Genomic DNA, 19239 nt, shown 5'->3' with positions numbered 1-19239 from the left:
ACCACAACTCCATGATCGACCAGGTCGAGCGGGTCAGACGTGCGTCGGCGTGCGGTCTTCGAGGTGGTGGCGCAAGCCCTCGCCCTCGATGTCCACGTTGGGCAGGACGCGGTTGAGCCAGCGGGGCAGCCACCAGGCCCGGTCGCCGAGGAGCGACATCACCGCCGGGACGATCGTCATCCGGACCACGAACGCGTCGATGGCAACGCCGACGGCGAGCGCGAAGCCCATCGACTTGATCACCGGGTCCTCCAGGAAGACGAAGCCCCCGAAGACCGACATCATGATCAGCGCGGCGGCGGTGACCACCCGCGCGCCGTGCCCCATGCCGCTGATGGTGGCCTGGCGGGCGGTCTCACCGTGGACGAAGTCCTCCCGCATCCGGCTGACCAGGAACACCTCGTAGTCCATGGCCAGGCCGAACAGGATGCCGATGAGCAGGATCGGCAGGAAGCTGATCAGCGGGCCGGGCGTGTCCAGGCCGACGAGGTCGGCGAGGTGCCCCTGCTGGAAGACGGCCACCGTGATGCCGAACGTGGCGGCGACGGTGAGCAGGAAGCCCAGCGCCGCCTTGATCGGCACCAGCAGCGAGCGGAACACGAGCATCAGCAGCAGCACCGAGAGGCCGACCACCAGCAGCAGGTAGACCGGCAGCGCGTCGGAGAGCTTCTCGGAGACGTCGATGCCGATCGCGGTGACGCCGGTGAGCAGCACGTCCGCGTCGGAGATCCCGCCGACCGCGCCCCGGATGTCGTGCACCAGGGTTTCGGTGGCCTCGTCGGTCGGGCCGGTCTTCGGCACCACGCCGAGCAGCGCGGTCCGACCGTCCGGGCTGAGCTGCGGCGGTGCCACCGCGAGGACGTTCTCGGTGCGCTGGAGCAGGGCGGTGACCTGCGGTACGGCGGCCGAGGTGGCCTGCGGCGTGTCACCGGCGACCACCACGGCGAGCCGGCCGGTGAAGCCCGGGCCGAAGCCCTCGACGGTGAGGTCGTTCGCCACCCGGGCGGGTGAGCCGACGGCGGCCGTCGCGGCGCCCGGCAGGGCCAGCCGCATGTCGGGCGTGGGCAGCGCGAGCAGGCCCAGGCCGAGCAGGCCGACCAGGATGACAGGTACGCGGAAGCGGGTGATCAGCCGCGCCCAGCGGAAGCCGAACCTGTTGTGCTCGTCGATCGCCGCCGGCCGGTCGGTGACGTCCGAGTCGTCCTCGGCGGCGCCGTCGGTGGGAACGGTGCCGTCGGTGGGGACGGAGCGGAGCCGCCGGGGGAGTACCCGGCGACCGGCGAAGCCGAGCAGCGCCGGCTGCAGGGTGATGGCGACGAGGACGGCGACGGTGACAGTGCCGGCGGCGGCGAGACCCATCACGGTGAGGAACGGGATGTCCACCACGGCGAGCCCGGCGAGGGCGATGACCACTGTCGCGCCGGCGAAGACCACTGCCGAGCCGGCGGTGCCGACGGCCCGGCCGACAGCCTCCTCCGGGGACAGGCCGTCGAGCAGGTTCTGCCGGTGCCGGGACGTGATGAAGAGTGAGTAGTCGATGCCGACCGCGAGGCCGAGCATCAGCGCCAGGATCGGTGCGGTGCTGGTGAGCTGGACGACGCCGCTCAGCGCGAACAGGCCGGCCATGCCGGCGCCCACGCCGATCAGCGCGTTGAGCATCGTCATGCCGGCGGCGACCAGGGACCCGAACGTGATGATCAGGACGATCGCGGCGACCAGGACGCCGAGCGCCTCGGTGGAGCCGATCTCCGGCTCACCGCCGAGCACCTCACCGCCCGGGGCGACCTGCCAACCCTGGGCCTTGGCCGCCGCGCCGACCTCCTCGTACGCGGTGCGCTGCGCGTCGGTCACGTCGTCGCCGCCGGTGGCGAACTGAACCTGGACCAGCGCGTACCGGCCGTTCGGTGAGACCGCGCCGACCTGGAGCGGGTTCACCGCGCCGACCACGCCGGGCAGTGTCGACGCCTGCTGGACGAGTTCCTGCACCACTGCCTGCCCCTGCGGGGTGGCCAGTTGGCCGTCGGCGGGCGCCTTGATCGTGATGGTGCCGGTGGCGCCACTGGCCGCGGGGAACTGGTCGGCCAGCAGGTCGAGTGCGCGCTGGCTCTCGGTGCCGGGCATGGTGAAGTTGCTCGCCGTCGGGCCGCGCAGGGTCGCCGCGGCCAGGCCGGCGCCGACGAGTACGACGAGCCAGAGCGCGACGACGAGCCGTCGCCGGCGCAACGCGCCCCGGCCGAGCCGGTAGAGCAGGGTGGCCATCAGGAGTCCTTGTCCTCGGTCGTGGGTGGAAGGGGCAGGGGTGCGTCGACGGGTTCGACAGCCCGCCGGGCGAGGGTGAGCAGGGCGGCACGCAGTTCGTCGTCGGGGATGTCGACGAACGCGGCGCACGCCTCGGAGATGCCGGCGAGGAGCACCAGCGCGGCGACCTGGGCGCCCGGTCGGGCGGAGTGCCCGGCGAGGGCGTCCCGCAGCCGGTCGGAGATCTGCTGGATGTGCGCGAAGGCCGGCTGGCACAGCAGCTCTGGGAACTCGCCGCGGAGCACGGCGATCTCCTGCCGGAATCGGACGGCGAGGTCGACGAAGCCCCGTGCGGCGACCTCCTGGGCGGCCGCGCCGGTCAGGCCGTCGAGTTGGTCGTCGAGGCTGCGGAGCACGTCGATCGCGGGTGCCATCAGCTCGGCGAGCAGGGCTTCCTTGTTGGCGAAGTGGTAGAGCACGGTGGCCTTGGAACAGCCGACCTCGCGGGCGATGTCCTGCAGGGAGGTGCCCCGGTAGCCGGTCACCGTGAACTGCCGCGCCGCCGCGGCGAGGATCTCGCCGTGCGTGTCGGGTACCGCTCTGGCCATGCCCGGTCCACCTCCCGCAGACCAGCATGCCTGACCGATCGGTCAGACCCTGACCGATCGGTCAGACCGAGGCGGTGGCGTTCACCACACCGCAGCCCGGTTTCAGTCGGTGTGCCGGGCGTCGTACCTGGTCCGCGCCTCGGCGATGGCCCGGCGGTGCCGTTCGGCCCAGCTGGTCAGCGCGACGAGCGACTCGTAGAGCTCCAGTGCCATCGGGGTGGCCGTGTATTCGACCTTCGGCGGAACCGTCGGGTAGACAGTGCGGTGCAGCAGGCCGTCCCGTTCCAGGTTGCGCAGCGTCAGCGTGAGCATCCGGCGACTGATTCCCTCGACGTGCCGCTCCAACTCGGTGAAGCGCACCGGGCCGTGCGAGGCGGACACCAGGATGCTGATGCTCCACTTGCCGCCGACCCGGTCGAGCACCTCGCGGACTGTGCACGCCCGCGCCTGCCCGGGGGTGAACGGAACGTTCTCGGCCGCACAGGTCAGCTCGGCTGCGACCTCGGCGGACACATCGCTGTTCCTCTGGGACATCAAAGTGCCTCCTTCCGCTCCGGTTCATGGTCACAGACGATGACCTCGGTAACAAACCGTGCACCAAGGAGGGTTCTCGTGGAGCGTGTCGCCCCGTCCCGCTGGCCAGCGCTGCTCGTGCTCTGCGCCGGCAGCCTGATGATCATCCTGGACGGCACAGTCGTCGCGGTGGCACTGCCCGCCGTGCAACGCGACCTGGGCTTCACCGCCGCAGGCCTCGCCTGGGTGGTCAACGCCTACCTTGTCGCGTTCGGCGGGCTGCTGCTGCTCGCCGGCCGACTCGGCGACCTGCTGGGGCGGCGGGGGGTCTTCCTGGCCGGCGTCGTGCTGTTCACAGTGGCCTCGCTGGCCTGCGCTGTCGCCACCGGACCGGCCCTGCTGGTGATTGCGCGATTCGGGCAGGGGGTCGGCGGGGCGCTGGCCATGGCGGTCAGCCTCGGCATGATCGTCCGGCTCTATCCCGAACCGGCCGAGCGGGCCCGCGCCATCGCCGTCTTCAGCTTCACCGGTGCGGCCGGCGCGTCCGTCGGCACCGTCGCCGGAGGGGTGCTCACCGAGGCGGCCGGATGGCGGACGATCTTCCTGGTCAACGTGCCGATCGGGGCGGTCATCCTGGTCGCGGCCCTCCGCCGACTCCCGGCCGAACGGGGGATCGGCCTGCGCGCCGGCCTGGACCTGCCCGGCGCGCTGCTCGCCACCGCCGGCCTGATGGCCGCCGTGCTGGGCATCGTGGGAACGGGCGAGCACGGCTGGACCAGCCCTCGGACGCTCGGCGCGGTGGCCCTCGCGGCGCTGCTGCTCGGCGGGTTCGCGCTACGGCAACGGGTGGCGGCGGCCCCGCTGGTGCCGTCCCGGGTGCTGCGTGTCCCGGGTCTGCTGGCGGCGAACGCCGTGCAGTTCCTCATGGTCTGCGCGTACTTCGGGTTCCAGTTCCTGCTCGCCGTCGAGCTGCAACTGGTGCTGGGGCTGGACGCCGCCGCGACCGGCTGGGCGTTCCTGCCCACCCCGGTCGTGATCGCTGTGGTCTCGCTCGGCCTGGCCGGCCCGCTGATCGCCCGCTTCGGTGCGCGCACCGTACTGCTGGTCGGGCTCGGCCTGGCGACCGTCGGTTTCCTGGTGCTCGCCCGGCTGCCCGCCGACGGCGCCTACGTCGCTGACGTACTCCCCGCAATGCTGATCTTCGGCGTGGCCGGCGGTCTGACCCTGCCGGCGGTCACCACACTGGCCATGGCCGGCGCGACCGACACGGACGCCGGGCTCGCCTCCGGCCTGGCCAACACCACCCAACAGGTCGGCGGGGCGGTCGGCCTGGCCGCGCTGGCCACCCTGGCCGCCGCGCGTAGCGACGGGCTGCGGGCCGCCGGCTGGGCCGAGACCGCCGCGCTCGCGGGCGGTTACCGGACCGCGTTCGCCGTGGCCGCCGCACTCGTGGTCGTCGCGTGGCTGGTGGCGCTCACCACCCTGCCGCGACGCTCGACCGGGTCGTCGCAGACCACCGATCCGGCGGCCCGGCCGTGGTGGGCGCCGGAACCGATACGCACCGAAGCGCCGCGTCCGGTTGACCGACGGCACCGGGGCCGGGAGGGTGGTCGGGTGAGTGAGGCTGACGAGACCCGGGACGGCGTGGCCCTGACCAACCTGGACCAGCCGCTGTCCGACCGCGATGACGCGACGAAGCGTGACCTGGTCGACTACCTCGACGCCGTCCGCGACCGGATCCTGCCGCAGCTGCGGGGTCGGCCGCTGTCGGTGATCCGGGTCCGCCCCGGCCAGCCGCCGTTCATGCAGAAGAACCTGCCCCGCTACACCCCGGACTGGGTACGCCGGGCGCCGGTGTGGGCGGAGGCGTCGCACCGGGAGATCTCGTACGCCCTCTGCGACGACCGCCGCACCCTGCTCTGGTTCGCCAACCAGCGGGCCGTGGAGTACCACCCGACGCTTGCCACGGTGACGGACCTGCACCGGCCGACCCACCTGATCCTCGACCTGGACCCGCCGGACGGCGACGGGTTCCGCGCGGCCGTCGACGCGGCCCTGCTGGTCCGCCAGGCACTCGCCGACGCCGGCCTGGCCGGTGCCGTCAAGACCAGCGGTGCCAAGGGCGTGCACGTCTTCGTCCCGGTGACCGACGAGCCGACGGCCGAGGAGTTGGCCGCTGCCACCCGGGCGCTCGCCGTCCGCGCCGAGCGGCTCGACCCGGCGTTGGCCACCACGGCGTACATCAAGGAGGACCGGGGTGGCCGGGTGTTCGTGGACGCCACCCGGGCGGGTGGGGCGACGGTGGCCGCCGCGTACAGCCCTCGGCTGCGCCCCGGGATGCCTGTGTCGTTCCCGGTCGACTGGGCCGACCTGACCGCTGTGACCCCCGCCGACTTCACCATCCGGACCGCGCCCGCACTGCTCGCCGACGGCGACCCGTGGGCGGCGCTGATGCCGGCCCCGCAACCGCTCCCCGCCGACCTGGTGGCCGAGGGGAGGACCATCCCGGTGGCTCGGGTGCAGGCCATGCACGAGGGGAAGCGCCGGGCCCGCGCCCGCCGTGACGCCGGCTGACCGGGCCGGCTTCTCCAGACGGCTGACCCGGACCCGGAACGGGGGCCCGGGTCAGCCGGGCTCGATCGTGGGGCCGGGACGCGTCGGGGATGACGGCAGGCCCGCGCCCGGCGAGCGGCCGACTGTCGGTGGGTTGTGGCACGATTTCGCAGGTGAGCAGCAAATCCGAGGCGACCCAGCGACTGGACGACCTGGCGCGGCTGCGCCGGGTCCGCGACCGGATCGACAGGGAGTACGCGCAGCCGCTCGACGTCGGGGCGCTCGCCGATGGCGCGCACATGTCAGCCGGTCACCTCAGCCGCGAGTTCCGCCTCGCGTACGGCGAATCTCCGTACAGCTACCTGATGACCCGGCGGATCGAGCGGGCCATGGCCCTGCTGCGCCGTGGCGACCTGAGCGTCACCGCCGTCTGTTTCGCCGTCGGTTGTTCGTCGCTGGGCACCTTCAGCACCCGCTTCACCGAGCTGGTGGGTGTGCCGCCGAGCGTCTACCGGCGGCGGACGGCGCAGGCGACGGCCGAGATGCCGTCGTGCGTGGTCAAGCAGGTCACCAGACCGGTCAGGAATCGAGAAGCGCGGGTCACCGAGGCGCAACTAGCGTGACCAGCATGGACATCACCATTCATTCGAGTTTCCTGCCGCACACCGACCCGGAGGCCTCGCTTGCCTTCTACCGCGACATCCTCGGCTTCGAGGTCCGCCTCGACGTCGGATACGAGGGGATGCGGTGGATCACGGTCGGGCCGGTCGGCCAGCCCAGCACCGCCATCGTCCTGCACCCGCCGGCCGCCAATCCGGGCATCACCGACGACGAGCGGCAGACCATCCTCGAGCTGATGGCCAAGGGCAGCTACTTCGGCGTCAACCTGGCCACCGCCGACCTCGACGCCACCTTCGCGAAGCTGGAGGCCAGCGACGCCGAGGTGGTCCAGGAGCCGACCGAGCAGCCGTACGGTGTGCGCGACTGTGCCTTCCGGGACCCGGCCGGCAACATGGTCCGCATTCAGGAACTGCGCTGATCCCTGCGCGCCAGACAGATGGAGACACGATGAGCACGGCCAGCCAGCCGTCCGCGCCGCACGTCGCCGACAGGCATGACCTGATCCGGGTGCAGGGAGCGCGGGTCAACAACCTGAGGGACGTCAGCATCGAGATCCCGAAGCGGCGGCTGACCGTGTTCACAGGTGTCTCCGGCTCCGGCAAGAGTTCGCTCGTGTTCGGCACCATCGCTGCCGAGTCCCAGCGGATGATCAACGAGACCTACAGCACCTTCGTGCAGGGCTTCATGCCGACGCTGGCGCGGCCCGATGTCGACCTGCTGGCCGGCCTGACCACGGCGATCATCGTGGACCAGGAGCGGATGGGCGCCAACTCCCGCTCCACCGTCGGCACCGCCACCGACGCCAACGCGATGCTGCGCATCCTGTTCAGCCGCCTCGGGCAGCCGCACATCGGCTCTCCCAACGCGTACTCCTTCAATGTTCCCTCGGTGAAGGCGACCGGGGCGATCACCGTCGATCGCGGCGTGGGCAGGACGAAGACCGAGAAGGCGACCTTCAACCGTCTCGGCGGCATGTGCCCGCGCTGTGAGGGCATGGGCGCGGTCACCGACATCGACCTGTCGGCGCTCTACGACGACAGCCTCTCGCTCAACGAGGGTGCGATCACCATCCCGGGTTACAGCATGGAGGGCTGGTTCGGCCGGATCTTCCGGGGCTGCGGCTACTTCGATCCGGACAAGCCGGTCGCCAAGTTCACCAAGCGTGAGCTGCACGACCTGCTCCACCGGGAGCCCACCAAGATAAAAATCGACGGCATCAACCTGACGTACGCGGGCCTGATCCCGTCGATCCAGAAGTCCTTCCTCGCCAAGGACATCGACGCGTTGCAGCCGCACATCCGCGCCTTCGTGGAGCGCGCGGTGACCTTCACTACCTGCCCCGAGTGCGCCGGCACCCGGCTCAGCAAGGAGGCCCGGTCGTCCAAGATCAAGGGCAGGAACATCGCCGACGCGTGCGCGATGCAGATCAGCGACCTGGCCGCCTGGGTACGCGAGATCGACGAGCCGTCGGTGGCCCCGTTGATCGCCGGCCTGCAACACCTCCTCGACTCCTTCGAGGAGATCGGGCTGGGCTACCTGTCACTCGATCGGCCGTCCGGCACGCTCTCCGGCGGCGAGGCGCAGCGCACCAAGATGATCCGCCACCTCGGCTCCTCGCTCACCGACGTCACCTACGTCTTCGACGAGCCGACGATCGGGCTGCACCCGCACGACATCCAACGGATGAACGAGTTGCTGCTCCAACTGCGTGACAAGGGCAACACGGTGCTGGTCGTGGAGCACAAACCCGAGGCCATCGCCATCGCCGACCACGTCGTCGACCTCGGGCCCGGCGCTGGCACTGACGGCGGAACAATCTGCTACCAGGGCAGCCTGGCAGGTCTGCGGGCCAGCGGCACCATCACCGGTCGCCACCTCGACGACCGGGCGGCTCTCAAGGAGACGGTGCGGACGGCCACCGGCACCCTGGAGATCCGGGGCGCCACCGCCAACAACCTGCAGGAGGTCGACGTCGACGTACCCCTCGGGGTGCTCGTCGTCGTGACCGGCGTCGCCGGCTCCGGCAAGAGCTCGCTGGTGCACTCCTCGATCCCGGCCGGCGCTGGTGTCGTGTCGATCGACCAGGGCGCGATCCGCGGCTCACGGCGCAGCAACCCGGCCACGTACACCGGGTTGCTCGACCCGATCCGCAAGGCGTTCGCGAAGGCCAACGGGGTGAAGCCGGCGCTGTTCAGCGCCAACTCCGAGGGCGCCTGCCCGAGTTGCAACGGCGCCGGCGTCATCTACACCGACCTGGGGATGATGGCGGGCGTCGCCGCCCCCTGCGAGGAGTGCGAGGGCAAGCGGTTCCAGGCGTCGGTGCTGGAGTACCGCTTCGGCGGTCGCGACATCAGCGAGGTGCTCGCGATGTCGGTGACGGAGGCCGAGAAGTTCTTCGGCGCCGGCGAGGCGCGTACGCCGGCAGCACACGCCATCCTCGACCGTCTCGCCGACGTCGGGCTTGGCTACCTGAGCCTGGGGCAGCCGCTCACCACCCTCTCCGGCGGCGAGCGGCAACGACTCAAGCTGGCCACCCACATGGCCGAGAAGGGCGGCGTCTACGTCCTCGACGAGCCGACCACCGGCCTGCACCTGGCCGACGTCGAGCAACTACTCGGCCTGCTCGACCGCCTGGTCGACGCCGGTAAGTCGGTGATCGTCATCGAGCATCACCAGGCGGTCATGGCGCACGCCGACTGGATCATCGACCTCGGCCCCGGCGCCGGCCACGACGGTGGCCGGGTCGTCTTCGAGGGCACACCGGCGGACCTCGTCGCCACCCGCCGCACCCTCACCGGCGAGCACCTGGCGGCGTACGTCGGCACCTGACGGGCCGCGCCGCCAGCTCGTCCGGGGTCCGGACGGCAACGCGGACCACACGCGACGCGAGGTGTCGGACTGTCGTTGCACACTGTGTGACCTCCGTCCCGGCTCACTCGCCCACCGCAACCCGCTGGGGACGCCGCATCGTCATCGGGCTCACCGCCGCCGCGTTCGGCCCGTACCTCGCGCCGGGCCTGCGTACGGAGCAGGTGGCCGTCTACGGTGCCGCCGCCGTCCTGTGCCTGGCCGGGTTGTGGATGCGACCCCGCTTCACCGGCACCGCCGTCTGGGCCCTCGGGGCGCACCTCAGTCTCTTCGCGGTCGCCACCATCGGGGTGGTCCTCCCGCCCCAGAACCACACGTTGTACAAGGCCGGCGACGTCGTGGCGGGCTTCGACAACATCGCCCTGCCGCTCGTGGTCGTCGCGGCTGTCGCGATGCTCGTGGGAGCCGGTGCGGACCCGGCCCGGATGCTCCGTGCGGTGTGCACGGTGACCGTCCTGGCGATGGCCGCGAACGCCCTCGTCGCCGTGTTCTCGGCAGCCGGTGTCGAGAGTGATCTGCTGGCCCGCTTCCGGCTCTTCGGTGAGACGGAGAGCGTCGCTGACCGCGCCGAACAGTTGGGCCGCTACTCGGGAATCTTCAACCAGCCGGCCGAGGCGGGGGTGCTGTACTCGGTGGCCGTCCTCGCCGCCCTCTACCTCTACCAGCGGCAGGTCGGCAAGCTGGCGGTCGTGTTGCTGCTGCTCAGCGTCGGCGGGGTCCTCTCCGTCTCGAAGATCTTCCTGCTGGTCGGCGCACCGATCGGGATCGCTTACGTCATCCTGGCCAGCGGCCGGCGACGGCGACTGTCGGCAGCCGCCGCCGCGAGCGTCGCCGTCTGGTTCACCGCCCACGCCTACCTGGACCAGTGGGACGGGCAACGGTTCGCCATGCGCCTGTTGCCGGGCAGCGGCGGCGACGACCAGCTCGGCCTGTACACCGCCGGCCGGGTCGGCGGCCAGTCCAGTTTGCAGCAGGCAGTGGACGTCATGACCGCGCTGTCCCCGGCGTCCGGGATGGGCTTCGGAGGGTTGCGGGTCGCGTACGACAACGGCTGGGTGGAGGCGCTCGTCGTCGCGGGCGTCATAGGTGTCGTCCTGCACACCGCCGTCCTGGCCTCGCTCGCCGTGGGGTGGTTGCGGAACCGGAGTCACCGCCCCGAGTCGCCGTTCGCCGGCGCGTTGATCCTGCTGCTCATCGGCGCCTCCACCGGGTTGCCCGCCCTCACCGCCAACCGCTGCGCGACGGTCGTGTGGTTGCTGCTCGCGCTCCTGCTGCTGGTGAGAGCCGACGGTCAGCCCGGCACCTGGTGGCAGCGCCCCGGCCGCGGGCAGCACCGGCACCAGCCGACGCTCGTCCCACCCCCGGTGCCGACGGCTGTCTGGTCAACACGATGAAGGCTCCTGACCGAGTTGCTGGTCAGGAGCCTCTGGTGGTGATCAAGTTTCTTTGACAAGTGTGCCCCCGGCAGGATTCGAACCTGCGCCACCGCCTCCGGAGGGCGGTGCTCTATCCCCTGAGCTACGGGGGCTCAGCGACTGGAGAAGACTAGCAAACCTCCAGTGGGTACGCCGAATCGGTATCGGGTGAGCCGATCCTGTCGGATCGGCCCACCCGGTGCTCAGGCGGCTACCGCCCGCCCGCAGCTGGGCAGCGGGTGGAGGACGATCCGGCGCGGAAGCCGGCGCGGCCACTCGTTGCGTGGCCACGAGCCGTCCACGATGAGGTGCACGGTGCGCTGCTCCTCGCCGCTGAGCCGCAACACGAAGTCGCGGGGGAGCGGCGGGTCCACGGTCGGCGTAGTGATCATGAAGCGCACCCGGCCGCGAGACGAGACCGCGGAGATCACGTCGGCGGCCGGCATCGTGCCGCGCAGCCGGACCCGGCCGATCCAGTAGACCTCCGCGAGGTGCTCCTGGGCGGCCCGGGTGATCCCCGGGTACTCACTGCGGACCCACCGCTCGACCGCGCTGACGCAGAGCCCGCAGGCCCGCTCGCGCGGCTCCCTCGGACCCAACCCCCAGGCCCGCAGGTACGCCCCGACCGCCCCGACGTCCAACGGCAGCTCGAAACGCCGCTGGATGAGCGTGGTGAGGCTCTGCCTCGTCCACAACTCCTCGTCCAGGTCGAACTCATCGGGGTGAACGCCCCGCAGCATGTCGATCAGCTCGAGTTCCTGTTCGCGACTGAGCAATCCCGGCTCGCCCTGCCGCTGTCCGCGACGGACGGCTGCCACCGCCCCGTCACCACCGATGGTGTGGCGTCGGCACCAGCTGGTGACCGAACGCCGTGCGTCTCTGAGTGCAACCCCCACGTCTTGGGCAACGAGCCCGAATCGCAACTGGTCACGATATGTGGGGAGAAAACTCTCTAAGCAACGTAATCGCCTGTGCCACGCAAAACACCCACAAAGGGCAATATGGGACGTTAGGGATATGTGGGGCGGTCTGTCCGCGTTGATCGACTCGGTTTCACGGAAGTCGGGGCGTCCGGATCACGCGGACAGCGCGGTTTCCTGCAACCCGAGTCGATCAAGGCCCCACACCCAGGTCGTGGCATGGTGCGGCCCGCGTCACCGCCGTCCTGCGGTGGTGACGCGGGCCGGATGCGCCTGCCCGCCGGTCAGCCCTTGGCCTGCGCCTGGAGCTGCCGGAGGTTGTTGAGTTCGCTCTGCTGGGTGTTCTTCATGGTCTGCGCCACCCGCACCACCTCGGCGTTGTCGGTAGCGTCGAGCGCCGCGTCGATCATGTGGATGCCGCCCAGGTGGTGTGCGTACATCAGGGTCAGGAACTGCCTGTCCACCTCGATGCCCTGAGCGTTGCGCAGGGCGGTCATCTGTTGCGGCGTCGCCATGCCCGGCATCAGACCGTCAGTGGTCGTCGCCCCGTCGGACATCCACGACATCGGCGGCTTCGACCCGGTCGGGCTGAGGCCCCACTCACGCAGCCAGGTCTGCATCGCGCCGATCTCGCCCTGCTGCCCGGTGGCGATGTCGACGGCGATCTGCCGCACCTCGGGGAGGGTCGCCGACCGGTACGCGATCAGGCTCATCTCCACCGCCTGCGCGTGATGGGTCGTCATGTCCCGGGCGAAGCCCGCCTCGACCGAGGCGTCACCGGGTCGGGTGATCCGCGGGGTGAGTAAACCGCCCGCGTAGCCGAGCAGGAGCCCGACCACCAGCATGATGGCGAGCGCCAGCAGGCCGTAGCGCGACGCCGGGGCCCGGCCGCCCTCGTCCGGGTCGGCCGGGATCTCGTCGTACTCGCTGTCGGTGGTGGCCGGAGCGGTCATTGCCGTCCTTACTGGGTGGGCTGCTGCTGCTGGAGTTCACGCGGCGTGGTGCCGGTGGCGGTGATGCCCGTGTTGCAGAGCGCCGTCGGGCCCTCGACGGAGGCGTTCACCCGCAGGTCCTTGATGAACTCGTCGATCCGCGGGTCGTCGGCGTTGTCGAGCTTCAGCTGGTAGCCCCAGGCCTGCAGCGAGATCGGCTTGTCGAGGTTGTCGTACGGGCTCATCAGCATCTTCTCGACACCGCGCACCTTGCCGGCGAGCTTCTCGACCTGGTCCTTGGGCAGGTCCGGGCGGTAGGTGACCCACACCGCGCCGTGCTCCAGGCTGTGCACCGCGTGCTCGCTGGCGATCGGGGCGTCGTAGACGTCGCCCATGCAGTTCTGCCAGGCGGCGTTGTGCACGCCACCCACCGGTGGCGAGTACTTGTAGGTGAGCGGGCCCGCCTTGTGCGACTCGTAGTCGAGGCTCGTCTTGTCGGTCTTGCGGATGTTGACGATGCCGTCGATGGCGTCGGCCCGCTTGTCCCACGGCTTGGAGCCCTGGAACGACGCCCAGGCGCCGTACCCGAGGATGCCGGCCGCGAGCACGCCCACCGCGACGAAGAGCGCGATCGGCCCCCACGCGCGGCCCTGGCTCACCTTGACCGGGGTGACCGGCTTGCGCGGGCCCTTGCCGCCGGCGCGGGGGGAGCCCGTCGGCTTGCCGGAACCGGCCTTGGCGCCGGACGCCGGCCGGCCCGCGGCCGGCTTCTTGCCGGTGCTGACCACGGTCTGGCGGCGCTCAGGGCCACCCGGGGTGCTGATGCTCATCGTGCCTCGTCAAGTCGGTCGGTCAGGGGAATGGCGGGCCGGATGACGCGCAGGGGAGCCGCCGAGTGCCCGAGTCTACCCCCGATAACATGGTTGGGTGACTCCTGCAGAACTAGCCTCGGTCGTCCTTACCGCCGCCCACGCCGTCTTCGAGCAGCGTGGGCTCGACCTCGCCGCACTGCCGGCGAGCACCGTGGTGGAGCGACCGCGCAACCCCGAGCACGGCGACTACGCCTCGACGCTCGCGCTGCAGTTGAGCAAGAAGGTGGGCGTTCCGCCCCGGGAGCTGGCGACGGCCCTGGCCGACGAGCTGGGTCGGGCACCGGGGGTCAAGTCGGTGGAAATCGCCGGGCCGGGCTTCCTCAACATCCGGCTCGACGCGGCCGCCGCCGGCCAGCTCGCCCGGGTGATCGTCGAGGCCGGCGCGGAGTACGGCCGCAGTGACCGGCTCGCCGGCGAAAAGATCAACCTGGAGTTCGTCTCGGCCAACCCGACCGGGCCGGTGCACATCGGCGGGGTCCGTTGGGCGGCCGTCGGTGACGCGCTGAGCCGGCTGCTGCGGGCCACCGGTGCCGACGTCGGCACCGAGTACTACTTCAACGACGCCGGTTCGCAGATCGACAGGTTCGCCAGGTCGCTGCTCGCCGCGTCGAAGGGTGAGCCGGCGCCGGAGGACGGCTACGGCGGGGCGTACATCGGCGAGATCGCCGCCGAGGTGCAGGCCCGCCGGCCGGAGGTGCGCTCGCTGGACGACGACGCCGCCCAGGAGGTCTTCCGGGTCGAGGGCGTCGCGCTGATGTTCGACGAGATCCGCTCCTCGCTGCGGGACTTCGGGGTGGAGTTCGACACCTACTTCAATGAGAAGGACCTGCACGACCGGGGCGAGTTGGACCTGGCGTTGAACCGGCTGCGCCAGCAGGGGCACCTGTACGAGTCCGAGGGCGCGACCTGGCTGCGCACCACCGACTTCGGCGACGACAAGGACCGGGTGCTGCGCAAGTCCAACGGCGAGTGGACGTACTTCGCCGCGGACTGCGCCTACTACCTGGACAAGCGCGAGCGCGGCTTCGAGCGGGTCGTGATCATGCTGGGCGCCGACCACCACGGCTACATCGGCCGGATGAAGGCGATGTCGGCCTGTTTCGGCGACGACCCGGAACGCAACCTGGAGATCCTCATCGGGCAGCTGGTCAACCTGCTGCGCGACGGCGCCCCCATGCGGATGAGCAAGCGGGCCGGCACCGTGATCACCCTGGAGGACCTGGTCGAGGCGATCGGCGTGGACGCCTCCCGGTACGCGCTGGCGCGCTACTCCAGCGACTCGCCGATCGACATCGACATCGAGTTGTGGACGCGGGCGACCCGCGACAACCCGGTCTACTACGTGCAGTACGTCGCCGCCCGGACGGCGGGCGTGGCCCGCAACGCCGCCGAGGTGGGGCTGGTTCCGGGCGACGCCGACGCGTTCCACCCCGAGCTGCTCGACCACGAGAAGGAAAACGAGCTGCTCAAGGCGCTCGCCCAGTTCCCGGCGGTGGTGGCGACCGCCGCCGAGCTGCGGGAGCCGCACCGGGTGGCCCGCTACCTGGAGGAGAGCGTCGCCGCCTCCTACCACCGGTTCTACGACAACTGCCGGGTGCTGCCGCTGGGCGACGAGAAGATCACCGACCGGCACCGGGCCCGGCTCTGGCTCAACAACGCCACCCGCACGGTGATCGCCAACGGCCTGTTCCTGCTGGGCGTCTCCGCACCCGAGAGGATGTGACATGAGGGCTCATGAGGCGGGTGCGCTGCACGCTGACATCAACAACCGGGGGCCGGCCTGGCTGCGTACCCCGGAGGACGTCAACGCCCTGCTCCCGACGCTGTGGCCGCGCAGCGTGGCGCGCGGCGCGGACGGCGCGGTCGCCGTCGCGGGCCTGAGCGTCCGCGACATCGCGGCCGAGTTCGGCACCCCGGTGTACGTCCTCGACGAGGCCGACCTGCGCTCGCGCTGCCGCGACTTCCGGGCCGCCTTCCCGACCGAGGACATCTTCTACGCCGGCAAGGCGTTCCTCTGCCGGGCGGTGGTCCGGATGATCGCCGAGGAGGGGCTGCACCTGGACGTCTGTTCGGGTGGCGAGCTGGCCACCGCGCTCTCCGCCGGGATGCCGCCGGAGCGGATCGGCTTCCACGGCAACAACAAGTCGGTCACCGAGCTGAGCCGGGCACTGGACGCCGGGGTGGGCCGGATCATCGTCGACTCGTCCACCGAGATCGACAGGCTCACCGCGCTGGCCCGCGAGCGTGGGGTCCGGCCCCGGGTGCTGGTGCGGGTGACGGTGGGCGTCGAGGCGCACACCCACGAGTTCATCGCCACCGCCCACGAGGACCAGAAGTTCGGCTTCTCGCTGGCCGGGGGTGCCGCCGCCAACGCCGCGTTCAAGATCCTGGACGAGGGTGTGCTGGAGCTGCGCGGTCTGCACTCGCACATCGGTTCGCAGATCTTCGACGCCAGCGGCTTCGAGGTCTCGGCCCGTCGGGTGCTCGCCCTCCAGGCGCAGATCCGCGACGCCCGGGGGGTGGAGCTGCCCGAGCTGGACCTGGGCGGCGGCTTCGGCATCGCGTACACCACGCAGGACGACCCGGCGGCACCGCAGGATCTGGCCAAGCGGCTCCGCAAGATCGTCGACTCGGAGTGCGCGGCGGAGAACCTGGCCGTGCCGCGCCTGTCGATCGAGCCGGGCCGGGCCATCGTCGGGCCGGCCGTCTTCACCCTCTACGAGGTCGGCACGGTCAAGCCCCTCGACGGCCTCCGCACGTACGTCAGCGTCGACGGTGGGATGAGCGACAACATCCGTACCGCCCTCTACGACGCGTCCTACTCGGCCACACTCGCCTCGCGGACCTCCGACGCGCAGCCGTTGCTCGCCCGCGTGGTGGGAAAGCACTGTGAGTCCGGGGACATCGTGGTGAAGGATGAATTCCTGCCCGCCGACGTGCAGCCCGGAGATCTTGTCGCAGTGCCCGGCACTGGTGCGTACTGCCGAAGCATGGCCAGCAACTACAACCATGTGCCCCGGCCGCCGGTTGTCGCGGTGCGCGACGGCCAGGCGCGTCTGATCGTCCGGCGGGAGACCGAAGACGATCTGCTGGCATTGGATGTGGGATGACGTCACCTGTGCGCTTGGCGCTGCTCGGCTGTGGCACTGTCGGCCAGGAGGTGGTCCGGCTGCTGCACGATCAGTCGGCCGACCTGGCCGCCCGGATCGGCGCCCCGCTGGAGATCGCCGGCATCGCCGTCCGTCGGCTCGGCCGCGACCGGGGTGACCTTCCGGTCGACGAGGACCTGTTCACCACCGACGCGCTGGGCCTGATCAAGCGCGACGACGTGGACGTGGTGATCGAGGTGGTCGGTGGCATCGAACCGGCCCGGAGTTGGCTGGTCGAGGCGCTGCGCGCCGGCAAGAGCGTGGTCACCGCCAACAAGGCGCTGCTCGCCGAGGACGGCGTGGCCCTGCACGAGGCGGCGGCCGAGGGCGGGGGCGACCTCTACTACGAGGCGTCGGTGGCCGGGGCGATCCCGCTGCTGCGCCCGCTGCGGGAGTCGCTGCACGGCGATCGGATCAACCGGGTCACCGGCATCGTCAACGGCACCACCAACTTCATCCTCTCCGCGATGGACGCGACCGGTGCCGGCTTCGCCGAGGCACTCGAAGAGGCAACCGCCCTGGGGTACGCGGAGGCCGACCCGACCGCCGACGTCGAGGGCTTCGACGCGGCGGCGAAGGCGGCGATCCTCGCCTCGTTGGCGTTCCACACCCGGGTGGGGGCCGCCGACGTGCACCGCGAGGGCATCACCGAGGTGACCGCCGCGGACATGGCCAGCGCCCAGGCGATGGGCTGCACGATCAAACTGCTCTGCATCGCGGCCCGGGGTGTCGACTCCACCGGCCGGGAGACGGTGAGCGTCCGGGTGCACCCGGCGATGATTCCGCGCAGCCACCCGCTGGCGAGCGTCGGGGACGCGTTCAACGCGGTCTTCGTGGAGGCGGACGCGGCCGGTCAGTTGATGTTCTACGGTCGGGGCGCCGGCGGTGCGCCCACCGCCAGCGCGGTGCTGGGTGACGTGGTCGCGGTGTCCCGCAACCGGCTCGCCGGGGTGCGTGCGGCCAGCGAGAGCGCGTACGCGGACCTCGCGGTCCGGCCGATGGGTGAGGCGTTGACCCGCTACCACGTGAGCCTCGACGTGGCCGACCGTCCGGGTGTGCTGGCCTCGGTGGCGAGCGTGTTCGCCCGGCACGACGTGTCGATCGCGACCGTCCGGCAGGGCTCCGCGGGCGGGCCGGCCGGCCGCGACGGCGACGCCGAGTTGGTCATCGTCACGCATGTGGCACCGGACGCCGCGCTCGCTGCCACAGTCGGTGAGCTGCGCGGTCTGGACATCGTCAGGTCGGTGACGAGCGTGCTGCGGGTCGAGGGCGGCGCCTGAGTCGTTGCATCATCGACGGACGGCTTGCGTGTCCCGCCAGGTGGGTAAGCCGGGGTGTGCCATCGACCACTCCGGCAGGCTGGTCCAAGGTGGCCCTGATGCTCGGCTGGGCGCGTCGGTAGAGGCGAGGAGAACGACATGTGGCGGGGTCTGATCGAGGCGTACCGGGATCGGCTGCCGGTCACCACGGCCACGCCGGTCGTCACGCTGCACGAGGGGAACACCCCGCTGTTGCCGGCGCCGGTGCTGTCCGCCCGGCTCGGGTGCGACGTGCACCTCAAGGTGGAGGGCGCCAACCCGACCGGCTCCTTCAAGGACCGGGGGATGACCCTCGCGGTGTCCAAGGCGGTCGAGGCCGGCAACAAGGCCATCATCTGCGCCTCCACCGGCAACACGAGCGCCTCCGCGGCGGCGTACGCGGCCCGGGCCGGTCTGACCTGTGCCGTGCTGGTGCCCCAGGGCAAGATCGCGTTGGGCAAGCTGGCCCAGGCGCTCGTGCACGGCGCGAAGCTGCTCCAGGTGAACGGCAACTTCGACGACTGCCTGGCGACGGCCGCCAAGCTCGCCCAGGACTACCCGGTCGCGTTGGTCAACTCGGTGAACATCGACCGGTTGCACGGCCAGAAGACTGCCGCCTTCGAGATCGTCGAGGCGCTTGGTGACGCCCCCGACATCCACTGCCTGCCGGTCGGCAACGCGGGCAACATCTCCGCGTACTGGATGGGCTATGCGGAGGAGTCGGCCGTCGGCGCCACCACCCGGACGCCGAAGATGTACGGCTTCCAGGCCGCCGGGGCGGCCCCGATCGTGACCGGCCAGGTGGTTCCGCAACCGTCGACGATCGCCACCGCGATCCGGATCGGCAACCCGGCGAGCTGGACCAAGGCGCTTGATGCCCGGGACGCGTCGGGTGGCCTGATCGCGTCGGTGACCGACCGGGAGATCCTCTCCGCGTACCGCCTGCTCGCCCGCGAGGTGGGGGTCTTCGTCGAGTTGGGCAGCGCGGCAAGCGTGGCCGGCCTCCTGCAGCAGGCCGCGGCGGGCGCGGTGCCGCCCGGTTCCACTGTTGTCTGCACGGTGACCGGCCACGGGCTGAAGGACCCGGAGTGGGCGATTTCCACCGCGCCGTCACCGGTGACCATCGCGAACGACCCGCTGGCGGCGGCCCGCGCTCTCGACCTGGCCTGAGCGCGCCACCCGCCCGGGGCGGGCCCGCGGTCGGCGGGACAGCGTGGGGGCGGCGGGGGTCGGAAGAGGCGAGTCCGGCACA

15 protein-coding genes, 1 tRNA gene and 1 pseudogene are annotated in these 19239 nt (G+C 71.2%); 10 read left to right on the top strand and 7 right to left on the bottom strand.

Annotated features, from left to right (window positions below; genetic code table 11):
* Positions 1 to 33 precede the first annotated feature (33 nt).
* The 3 genes from ABZ406_RS05545 to ABZ406_RS05535 form a co-directional block, all read right to left on the bottom strand.
* Complete coding sequence (locus ABZ406_RS05545) at positions 34 to 2259, bottom strand: MMPL family transporter (RefSeq protein WP_357756124.1); 2226 nt, start codon at positions 2257 to 2259, stop codon at positions 34 to 36.
* Positions 2259 to 2846 carry a helix-turn-helix domain-containing protein gene (locus tag ABZ406_RS05540; RefSeq protein WP_357756123.1) on the bottom strand — a complete coding sequence of 196 codons (588 nt, stop codon included), beginning with the start codon at positions 2844 to 2846 and terminating at the stop codon, positions 2259 to 2261. Before ABZ406_RS05540 ends, ABZ406_RS05545 begins: the two co-directional genes overlap by 1 nt.
* 102 nt (positions 2847 to 2948) lie before the next feature.
* Positions 2949 to 3383 carry a helix-turn-helix domain-containing protein gene (locus ABZ406_RS05535; protein ID WP_357756122.1) on the bottom strand — a complete coding sequence of 145 codons (435 nt, stop codon included), beginning with the start codon at positions 3381 to 3383 and terminating at the stop codon, positions 2949 to 2951.
* A 36-nt stretch (positions 3384 to 3419) separates the two neighbouring features.
* On the opposite strand from ABZ406_RS05535, the pseudogene ABZ406_RS05530 reads away from it, so the two are divergent.
* The 6 genes and pseudogenes from ABZ406_RS05530 to ABZ406_RS05505 all read left to right on the top strand — a co-directional run.
* Positions 3420 to 4628, top strand: a pseudogene (locus ABZ406_RS05530) (MFS transporter); the annotation flags it as partial.
* A gap of 345 nt (positions 4629 to 4973) precedes the next feature.
* The gene (locus ABZ406_RS05525; protein WP_357756320.1) at positions 4974 to 5933 is read left to right on the top strand and encodes an ATP-dependent DNA ligase; all 960 of its coding nucleotides are present in this window, start codon (positions 4974 to 4976) and stop codon (positions 5931 to 5933) included.
* Between the two features lie 152 nt (positions 5934 to 6085).
* Entirely contained in the window at positions 6086 to 6535 is a 450-nt protein-coding gene (locus tag ABZ406_RS05520; RefSeq protein ID WP_357756121.1) for a helix-turn-helix transcriptional regulator, read from the top strand.
* A 5-nt stretch (positions 6536 to 6540) separates the two neighbouring features.
* Positions 6541 to 6951 (top strand): VOC family protein, encoded by a 411-nt coding sequence (locus tag ABZ406_RS05515; RefSeq protein ID WP_357756120.1) that lies wholly within the window; start codon positions 6541 to 6543, stop codon positions 6949 to 6951.
* Positions 6952 to 6980: 29 nt separating this feature from the next.
* Positions 6981 to 9362 (top strand): excinuclease ABC subunit UvrA, encoded by a 2382-nt coding sequence (locus tag ABZ406_RS05510; protein ID WP_357756119.1) that lies wholly within the window; start codon positions 6981 to 6983, stop codon positions 9360 to 9362.
* Positions 9363 to 9448: 86 nt separating this feature from the next.
* Positions 9449 to 10795, top strand: coding sequence for a hypothetical protein (locus ABZ406_RS05505; protein ID WP_357756118.1), 1347 nt, complete (start codon positions 9449 to 9451; stop codon positions 10793 to 10795).
* A 62-nt stretch (positions 10796 to 10857) separates the two neighbouring features.
* On the opposite strand, the gene ABZ406_RS05500 is transcribed toward ABZ406_RS05505, so the two are convergent.
* The 4 genes from ABZ406_RS05500 to ABZ406_RS05485 form a co-directional block, all read right to left on the bottom strand.
* Positions 10858 to 10929 (bottom strand) — tRNA-Arg (locus ABZ406_RS05500).
* 90 nt (positions 10930 to 11019) lie between these two features.
* Positions 11020 to 11712: a winged helix-turn-helix domain-containing protein gene (locus tag ABZ406_RS05495; protein WP_357756117.1), complete on the bottom strand. Its 693-nt coding sequence runs from the start codon at positions 11710 to 11712 to the stop codon at positions 11020 to 11022.
* 308 nt (positions 11713 to 12020) lie between these two features.
* The gene (locus tag ABZ406_RS05490; RefSeq protein ID WP_357756116.1) at positions 12021 to 12689 is read right to left on the bottom strand and encodes a DUF305 domain-containing protein; all 669 of its coding nucleotides are present in this window, start codon (positions 12687 to 12689) and stop codon (positions 12021 to 12023) included.
* Between the two features lie 8 nt (positions 12690 to 12697).
* On the bottom strand, positions 12698 to 13498 hold the full coding sequence (locus ABZ406_RS05485) for a DUF3105 domain-containing protein (protein WP_357756115.1): 801 nt from the start codon (positions 13496 to 13498) through the stop codon (positions 12698 to 12700).
* 97 nt (positions 13499 to 13595) lie between these two features.
* Here ABZ406_RS05485 and argS point away from each other — a divergent pair, with 97 nt between their 5' ends.
* The 4 genes from argS to thrC all read left to right on the top strand — a co-directional run bounded on the left by argS (position 13596) and on the right by thrC (position 19157).
* On the top strand, positions 13596 to 15263 hold the full coding sequence (gene argS, locus ABZ406_RS05480) for an arginine--tRNA ligase (protein WP_357756114.1): 1668 nt from the start codon (positions 13596 to 13598) through the stop codon (positions 15261 to 15263).
* A 1-nt stretch (position 15264) separates the two neighbouring features.
* Complete coding sequence (gene lysA, locus ABZ406_RS05475; RefSeq protein WP_357756113.1) at positions 15265 to 16650, top strand: diaminopimelate decarboxylase; 1386 nt, start codon at positions 15265 to 15267, stop codon at positions 16648 to 16650.
* 8 nt (positions 16651 to 16658) lie between these two features.
* A complete protein-coding gene (locus tag ABZ406_RS05470; RefSeq protein ID WP_357756318.1) occupies positions 16659 to 17969 on the top strand; it encodes a homoserine dehydrogenase in 1311 nt (436 codons plus the stop codon).
* A gap of 138 nt (positions 17970 to 18107) precedes the next feature.
* Positions 18108 to 19157 carry a threonine synthase gene (gene thrC / locus ABZ406_RS05465; protein WP_357756112.1) on the top strand — a complete coding sequence of 350 codons (1050 nt, stop codon included), beginning with the start codon at positions 18108 to 18110 and terminating at the stop codon, positions 19155 to 19157.
* Positions 19158 to 19239 lie beyond the last annotated feature (82 nt).

Source organism: Micromonospora sp. NPDC005710, assembly GCF_040630995.1.
In the GTDB taxonomy this organism is placed as follows: Bacteria; Actinomycetota; Actinomycetes; order Mycobacteriales; family Micromonosporaceae; genus Micromonospora.
Note: the sequence above shows the minus strand (reverse complement) of the source record. Positions and strands in the feature narration are given on the sequence as shown.

Coding starts and splice junctions, on each gene's coding strand:
- ABZ406_RS05490 (WP_357756116.1), bottom strand. CDS start 12,689: ATGACCGCTCCGGCCACCACCGACAGCGAGTACGACGAGATCCCGGCC.
- ABZ406_RS05510 (WP_357756119.1), top strand. CDS start 6,981: ATGAGCACGGCCAGCCAGCCGTCCGCGCCGCACGTCGCCGACAGGCAT.
- ABZ406_RS05485 (WP_357756115.1), bottom strand. CDS start 13,498: ATGAGCATCAGCACCCCGGGTGGCCCTGAGCGCCGCCAGACCGTGGTC.
- ABZ406_RS05515 (WP_357756120.1), top strand. CDS start 6,541: ATGGACATCACCATTCATTCGAGTTTCCTGCCGCACACCGACCCGGAG.
- ABZ406_RS05545 (WP_357756124.1), bottom strand. CDS start 2,259: ATGGCCACCCTGCTCTACCGGCTCGGCCGGGGCGCGTTGCGCCGGCGA.
- thrC (WP_357756112.1), top strand. CDS start 18,108: ATGTGGCGGGGTCTGATCGAGGCGTACCGGGATCGGCTGCCGGTCACC.
- ABZ406_RS05540 (WP_357756123.1), bottom strand. CDS start 2,846: ATGGCCAGAGCGGTACCCGACACGCACGGCGAGATCCTCGCCGCGGCG.
- lysA (WP_357756113.1), top strand. CDS start 15,265: ATGAGGGCTCATGAGGCGGGTGCGCTGCACGCTGACATCAACAACCGG.